The sequence below is a fragment of the Streptomyces sp. 15-116A genome (assembly GCF_025290915.1).
GTDB lineage: Bacteria > Actinomycetota > Actinomycetes > Streptomycetales > Streptomycetaceae > Streptomyces.
The window spans coordinates 1-7,075 of the sequence record NZ_JAOCQE010000302.1 but is presented as its reverse complement, the minus strand read 5'-3'; the positions used below and the strand labels follow the sequence as shown (position 1 = coordinate 7,075).

Annotated in this window: 3 protein-coding genes and 1 pseudogene; 3 read left to right on the top strand and 1 reads right to left on the bottom strand. The window is 72.2% G+C overall.

The features are described from left to right. Both N4P33_RS30370 and N4P33_RS30365 read left to right on the top strand, forming a co-directional pair. Positions 1-206: pseudogene (locus N4P33_RS30370) on the top strand (endo-beta-N-acetylglucosaminidase); the annotation flags it as partial. A gap of 31 nt (positions 207-237) precedes the next feature. Continuing rightward, the gene (locus N4P33_RS30365; RefSeq protein WP_260830152.1) at positions 238-3,252 is read left to right on the top strand and encodes a glycoside hydrolase family 38 C-terminal domain-containing protein; all 3,015 of its coding nucleotides are present in this window, start codon (positions 238-240) and stop codon (positions 3,250-3,252) included. Between the two features lie 61 nt (positions 3,253-3,313). Here N4P33_RS30365 and N4P33_RS30360 read toward each other — a convergent pair whose 3' ends face one another. Then, a complete protein-coding gene (locus N4P33_RS30360) occupies positions 3,314-4,735 on the bottom strand; it encodes a lipase maturation factor family protein (RefSeq protein WP_260830151.1) in 1,422 nt (473 codons plus the stop codon). 142 nt (positions 4,736-4,877) lie between these two features. Between N4P33_RS30360 and N4P33_RS30355 the strand changes: the two genes are divergently transcribed. After that, positions 4,878-6,809: a SpoIIE family protein phosphatase gene (locus N4P33_RS30355; RefSeq protein ID WP_260830150.1), complete on the top strand. Its 1,932-nt coding sequence runs from the start codon at positions 4,878-4,880 to the stop codon at positions 6,807-6,809. Positions 6,810-7,075 lie beyond the last annotated feature (266 nt).

The window sequence follows — 7,075 nt, the reverse complement described above, 5'->3', positions numbered from 1 at the left end:
GGGCGCCCGGCGCGGTGCGCCACTGCACCCTGCACCGCGTCCTGCCCGACGGCAGCCGCCGCTTCCTCGGCGGCACCTGCCGGCGCGCGTACTTCGCCGGCGGGCTGAGACCCGAGCGGGGCGAGCGCGCCGCGCGGTTCGAACTGCGCGCGGTGGGGGAGCTGTACTCCTCGTCGGCCCCCGTCACCGTGACCCACCCCTGGTAACCACCCGCACCCCACCCACGGAGCATCCCGTATGCATGACGACCGCACCCTGGTCGAAGCCCGCCTCAAGCGCGTCCTCGACGAGCGCATCCGCCCCGCCGTGTACCCCGAGTCCGTCCCGCTCGACGTCGCGGTGTGGCACGCACCCGGCGAACCCGTCCCGGTCGCCGAGGGCCTCGCCGCACAGCCGGAGCCCATCGCGGTGGGCGCCCGCTGGGGCGCTCCCTGGGGCACCAGCTGGTTCCGGGTCACCGGCACCGTGCCCGAGGCGTGGGCCGGGAAGACCGCCGAGGCGATCCTCGACCTCGGCTTCGACGAGAACATGCCCGGCTTCCAGTGCGAGGGCCTGGTCTACCGGCCCGACGGCACCCCGGTGAAGGGACTCAACCCGCGCAACCAGTGGGTGCGCATCGGCGCCCCCGTCGAGGGCGGCGAGGAGGTGCGCCTGCACATCGAGGCCGCCTCCAACCCCGTCATCCTCGACTACCACCCCTTCGTGCCGACGCAGCTCGGCGACAAGGAGACGGCGGGCAGCGAACCGCAGTACACCCTTGCTCGCATGGATCTCGCCGTCCTCGACGAGACGGTGTGGCAGCTGGTGATCGACCTGGAGGTGCTCGGCGAGCTGATGGCCGAGCTGCCGGTGGAGTCGCCGCGCCGCTGGGAGATCCTGCGGGCCGTCGAGCGGGCGCTGGACGCGGTCGACCTCCAGGACGTCAACGGGACGGCGGAGCAGGCGCGTTCACGCCTCACCGAGGTGCTGTCCGCGCCCGCCGTGCCTTCCGCGCACCGCATCAGTGCCGTCGGTCACGCGCACATCGACTCGGCGTGGCTGTGGCCGCTGCGCGAGACCGTGCGCAAGGTCGCCCGGACCACCTCCAACATGACGGCACTGCTGGACGACGAGCCGGAGTTCGTCTTCGCCATGTCCCAGGCCCAGCAGTGGGCGTGGGTGAAGGAGCACCGGCCCGAGGTGTGGGCCCGGGTGAAGAAGGCGGTCGCCGACGGGCGGTTCGTGCCGGCCGGCGGGATGTGGGTGGAGTCGGACACCAACATGCCCGGCTCGGAGGCGATGGCCCGGCAGTTCGTGCACGGCAAGCGGTTCTTCCTCGACGAGTTCGGCATCGAGAACGACGAGGCGTGGCTGCCGGACACCTTCGGCTTCGCCGCCGGACTCCCGCAGATCATCAAGGCGGCCGGCTCCACGTACCTGCTGACGCAGAAGATCTCCTGGTCGCAGACGAACAAGTTCCCGCACCACACCTTCCAGTGGGAGGGCGTCGACGGCACCCGGATCTTCACCCACTTCCCGCCCGTCGACACCTACAACTGCTCCATGAAGGGCAGCGAGATCGCCCACGCCGCCCGCAACTTCAAGGACAAGGGCGTCGCACGGCACTCCCTCGCCCCCACCGGCTGGGGCGACGGGGGCGGCGGCACCACACGGGAGATGGTCGCCAAGGCGGCCCGGCTGAGGAACCTGGAGGGCTCGGCGACCGTCACCTGGGAGACACCGGCCGAGTTCTTCGAGAAGGCCGCCGCCGAGTACCCCGAGCCGCCGGTCTGGGTCGGCGAGCTGTACCTCGAACTGCACCGCGCCACCCTCACCAGCCAGGCGAAGACCAAGCAGGGCAACCGCCGCAGCGAGCACCTGCTGCGCGAGGCCGAGCTGTGGGCGGCCACGGCGGCGGTCCGCGCCGGATTCCCCTACCCGTACGAGGAGTTGGACCGGATCTGGAAGACGGTGCTGCTGCACCAGTTCCACGACATCCTGCCCGGCTCGTCCATCGCCTGGGTGCACCGCGAGGCCCGCGCCACCTACGACCGGGTCGCCGCCGAGCTGAACGGCATCATCGACGCCGCGCAGCGCGCCCTGGCCGGTGACGGCGACACCCCGCTGACCTTCAACTCCGCCCCGCACGCCCGCGCGGGCGTCCCGGCGGGCGGCGCGGCAGCGGCGAACCGGCAGGGCACCACCGAGCCGTCCGCCCGCCCCGACGGCGGATACGTCCTCGACAACGGGCTGGTGCGCATCGAGATCGACGAGCGCGGACTGGTCGTCTCCGCCTACGACATCGAGGCCGACCGCGAGACCATCGCCCCCGGCGGGGCAGGCAACCTCCTCCAGCTCCACCCCGACTTCCCGAACATGTGGGACGCCTGGGACGTCGACGAGTTCTACCGCAACACCGTCACCGACCTGACCGATGCCGACGAGGTCACCGCCACCGAGGACGGGGTCCGGATCGTGCGCTCCTTCGGCGACTCCCGCGTCACCCAGGTGCTGTCGCTGGCGGCGGGGGAGCGGCGGCTGGAGATGGACACCGAGGTCGACTGGCACGAGACGGAGAAGTTCCTCAAGCTGGCCTTCCCGCTCGACCTGCACGCCGAACGGTACGCCTCCGAGACCCAGTTCGGGCACTTCCACCGGCCCACCCACACCAACACCTCCTGGGAAGCGGCCAAGTTCGAGGCGTGCAACCACCGCTTCGTGCACCTGGAGGAGCCCGGCTGGGGAGTCGCGGTCGTCAACGACTCGACGTACGGCCACGACGTGACGCGCACCGTCCGCACCGACGGCGACCGCGGCACGACCACCACCGTGCGGGTCTCCCTGCTGCGCGCCCCGCGCTTCCCCGACCCCGAGACCGATCAGGGCGTGCACCGCTTCCGGCACGCGCTGATCGTGGGCGCCGGGATCGGCGACGCGGTGCGCGAGGGCTGGCGGATCAACCTGCCCGAGCGGCGGCTCACCGGCGCCGGGGATGTCGCCCCGCTGGTCACGGTCGACCGGGACGCGGTCGTGATCACCGCCGTCAAGCTCGCCGACGACGGCAGCGGTGACGTGATCGTCCGCTTCCACGAGGCCCACGGCGCCCGCGCCCGCGCCACCCTCACCACCGGCTTCCCGGCCACCGGCGTACAGGTCACCGACCTGCTGGAGCGGCCACTGGCCGACACCGAGCCGCCGGTGCTCGACGGGGACCGGATCTCCGTACGGCTGCGGCCCTTCGAGCTGATGACGCTGCGATTGCAGCGGGCCTGAGCCACGGCCGGGGGCCTGCGCTTCACGGCGTGCGGTCGTGAACCACGCCATCGGGCCACCGTCACAGCGTGTGTGCCGCCCGCGCCAAGCGTGTGGGCGGCATGTACTCCCGTACGAAGCTCCGGTCCCAGCACGCGCCCGTCACCCGCAGTTCCCGCCACGTGGTGTAGCGGTAGCGGAAGAGACGGGCGCGGATGTATCTCGGCGGCGCGTCCGCCGGGAACGGCGAGCGGCGCAGCAGCTTCAGCGTGTCCGGGTCGTTCTCCAGCAGCCGCTCCACGAACGCGCCGAACCACGGCCCGGCGTACGCGGGGGACAGCGCGGCGAACCACATCAGCCAGTCGAGCCGCAGATGGTACGGCGCGAACTGGCGGGGCCAGTGGCGCGGATCGCCCGGCTTGCCCTTGAACTCGTACTCCCGCCACTCGGAGTCCTCCCGCGGCAGGTCGTCCGCGGTGCCCTCGACGACCACCTCGTAGCGGACCCGGCTGACGCTGCCGAACGCGCCGTAGGTATTGACGAGGTGGAGCGGGTCGAAGGAACGGTTCATCACCTGGCGCCGGGAGATCATGTTGACTACCGGGTGATAGCTCAGCCCGGCCAGCAGCGCCGCCACGGCGAGGACGACGACCACGTACCACAGCGGGGCGCCGGCCGTCGCCGGCGGATCGGCCGGGAACCGGACCGCCGACAGGGCCAGCACGATGGTGATCCAGTTCAGCCAGGCGAAGTTGCCCGACAGCACCAGCCACAGCTGGGTGACGATCATCAGCGAGGCGGCCGCCGTGGCGATCGGGTGCGGGGTGAACAGCAGGAACGGCACGGCGAGTTGTGTCACGTGGTTGGCGGCCACCTCGACGCGGTGCAGCGGCCTGGGGAGGTGGTGGAAGAACCAGCTCAGCGGGCCCGGCATCGGCTGGGTCTCGTGATGATGGTCCAGGCAGGTCAGCTTCCGCCAGCACTCGTCGCCGCGCATCTTGATCAGCCCCGCGCCGAACTCGACCCGGAACAGGATCCACCACAGCAGGAACAGCACCACGACCGGCGGCGCCACCTCGTCGTTGCCGAGGAACGCCGCGAGGAAACCGACCTCGAGCAGCAGCGACTCCCAGCCGAACGAGTACCAGGTCTGCCCCACGTTGACGATCGACAGGTACAGCACCCAGGGCACCAGCCACAGCAGCATCCCGCCCCACAGCGGCAGCAGCGAGTCCAGCCCCGCCAGCAGCGCCGCCGACACCGCGCAGCCCGTCCAGGCCACCAGGGCGAAGAAGCGGTCCGAGTAGTGCGCGTGGAACAGGCTCGGCGCCTTGCGGAACGGCACCAGCTGCAGATACCGCGGCACCGGCAGCATGCCGCGCTCGCCGATCAGCGCCCGGAACTGCAGCGCCGCGGTGAGGAAGGCGACCAGATAGACCCCGGCCAGCGCCCGCTGGAAGACCAGCCGGCTCAGCCAGTAGTCCGGTGCGGTGAACCACTCCACGGCCGTCTCGCTCCCTTCCCGCCTCGTACCGCCTGACCTCCGGTGACGCTCCGTATACCCCTACCACCGCGGGACGCAGGTGCAGTCCCGCGTACCCGGTGCACAGGTCGAAGAATCGGGTGAATGCTGGCAAGGTGGGCCCATGGCTGATCGGGGAGCGAGCGCTCTGTCACTCCCGGACGACTGGCCGGACCACCCGGACGCGATCCTGGCGCTCAACCGCATGGGCAGCTTCGACTGGGACCTGGACACCGGCCTGATGCAGATGGACGCCCAGGCCCACGAGATCTTCGACGTGCTCCCCGAGGAGTACGACGACCACCCCGAGACCCTCGCGATGCGCGTCCCGCCCGGCGAGTCCAGCCGCCTGGACTCCGCCGTCTCCCAGGCGCTCAAGGACGGCAGCGAGAACTACGGCGCCTACTTCCGCGTCCGCCGCCGCGACGGCTCCCTGCGCTGGACCCACACCCAGGGCTACATCCGCCGGGACGCGAGCGGACTGCCCCGCCGGATCATCGGCATCGTCCGCGACGCCACCGAGGAACTCCGCGACCACGAGGCGCACCGCCAGCAGGCCGCCCAGGAGGACGCCCGCCGCCGGCAGACGAACATCGTCCAGCTCACCACGGCAGCCCTCGCCCACGCCCGGACCGTGCAGGAGGTGATGGACGCCGTCAGGGACACCCACGGGCTCACCCATCTGGGCGCCACCAGTCTGGTGCTCGGACTGGTCGAGGCGGGCCGGATCCGGCTGGCCGCCGAGGGGCCCGACGGCAGCTATGTGGAGGGCACGCGGATCACCCGGATCGACGAGCCGTACCCGATGAGCGAGGCCGTACGGACCCTCAGCCCCTGCTACATCGAGTCGCCGGAGGAGTTCGCCGAGCGCTACCCGCTGCTGTGGCCGCACATCACCGACCTGCACATCACCTCCGCGGCCTATCTCCCGCTGATCGTGCAGGCCCGCCCGATCGGCGCCATCGGCCTGCTCTACAGCGACCGCCACGGCTTCTCGCCCGAGGAGCGCAACATCCTCGTCGCCCTCGGCAGCAGCATCGCCCAGAGCCTGCAGCGCGCCATGTTCTACGAGCAGGAGATGGACCTTGCGCAGGGACTCCAGCAGGCCATGCTGCCGCGCACCATCCCCAGCGTGCGCGGCGCCGACGTCGCCGTGCGCTACCGCGCGGCCAGCATCGGCGGCTCGTTCGGCCGGGACATCGGCGGCGACTGGTACGACCTGATCCCGCTGCCCGGCGGGCGCGTCGGCGCCGTCATCGGCGACGTCCAGGGCCACGACACGCACGCCGCCGCCGTGATGGGCCAGTTGCGCATCGTGCTGCGCGCCTACGCCGCCGAGGGGCATCCGCCGGCCACCGTGATGGCCCGCGCCTCCGGGTTCCTGCACGAACTCGACACCGACCGCTCCGCCACCTGCCTCTACGCCGAGGCCGACCTGTCCACGGGGGTGCTGCAGATGGTCCGGGCCGGGCACATCGACCCGCTGGTGCGGCGCACCGACGGCACCTGCCGCCGCGTGTGCGTCCCCGGCGGGCTGCCGCTCGGCCTGTCCGCCGAGTTCGAGCAGCTCGACTATCCCGTCGGCACCATGGAGCTCGACCCCGGCGACACGCTGCTGCTGTGCACGGACGGCCTGGTCGAGCAGCCGGGGGCCGACCTCGACGACGGCATGGAGGCCCTGGCCGCGCTGGTCGCGACAGGCCCGGACGACGTGCGGGAACTCGCCGACCGGGCGGAGCTGCGGTTCCCGCCGGTGTCGCGGATGGCGGCGGTGTCGGGATCGCCGGAGGCGGTGGCGGGCTTCCTGGGTGCGGTCGAACTGCCTGCGGAGGCCGAGGTGCTGGGCCCGGTTCCGTTGCCGGTCGTCCCGGCCGGGCGACCGAGGCGGCCCGGGGCACCGCCGCCCGGGGAGCAGTGGGAGCGTGCGCTGATCCGCGTACCGCCGGGGCGAGGTGCCGCGCTGGCCGCCGCGCTGAAGGCGGCTCAGGCGGCGCGGATGGCGCGGGGGAGTGGTGAGCCGGTGTGGGTGCGGATCGATCCGCCGGACATCGGGTGAGAGGCGCTGTGCGGGTGGGCGGCTTGGTGTGTGCCTTGTGAGCTGTGGGGCGCGGTTTTGCGAGCAAAGGGGCGCCCTCCCGGGGGCTGTGCGTCCGGGAGGGCGGGGAGGGGGTGTGGGTCAGCCGTTGCGGGGGCTCGGGAACGTCGTCGGGCGGGGGTCGTCGCGGAGGGCGGGGCTGCCCGCGGTCGGCTGGGTGGGCATGGAGCGGGCCGCGGGGACCGTCGGCACCGTGGAGACGCCCGCGCCGACGTTGACCGGGCGGG

Coding starts and splice junctions, on each gene's coding strand:
- N4P33_RS30365 (WP_260830152.1), top strand. CDS start 238: ATGCATGACGACCGCACCCTGGTCGAAGCCCGCCTCAAGCGCGTCCTC.
- N4P33_RS30355 (WP_260830150.1), top strand. CDS start 4,878: ATGGCTGATCGGGGAGCGAGCGCTCTGTCACTCCCGGACGACTGGCCG.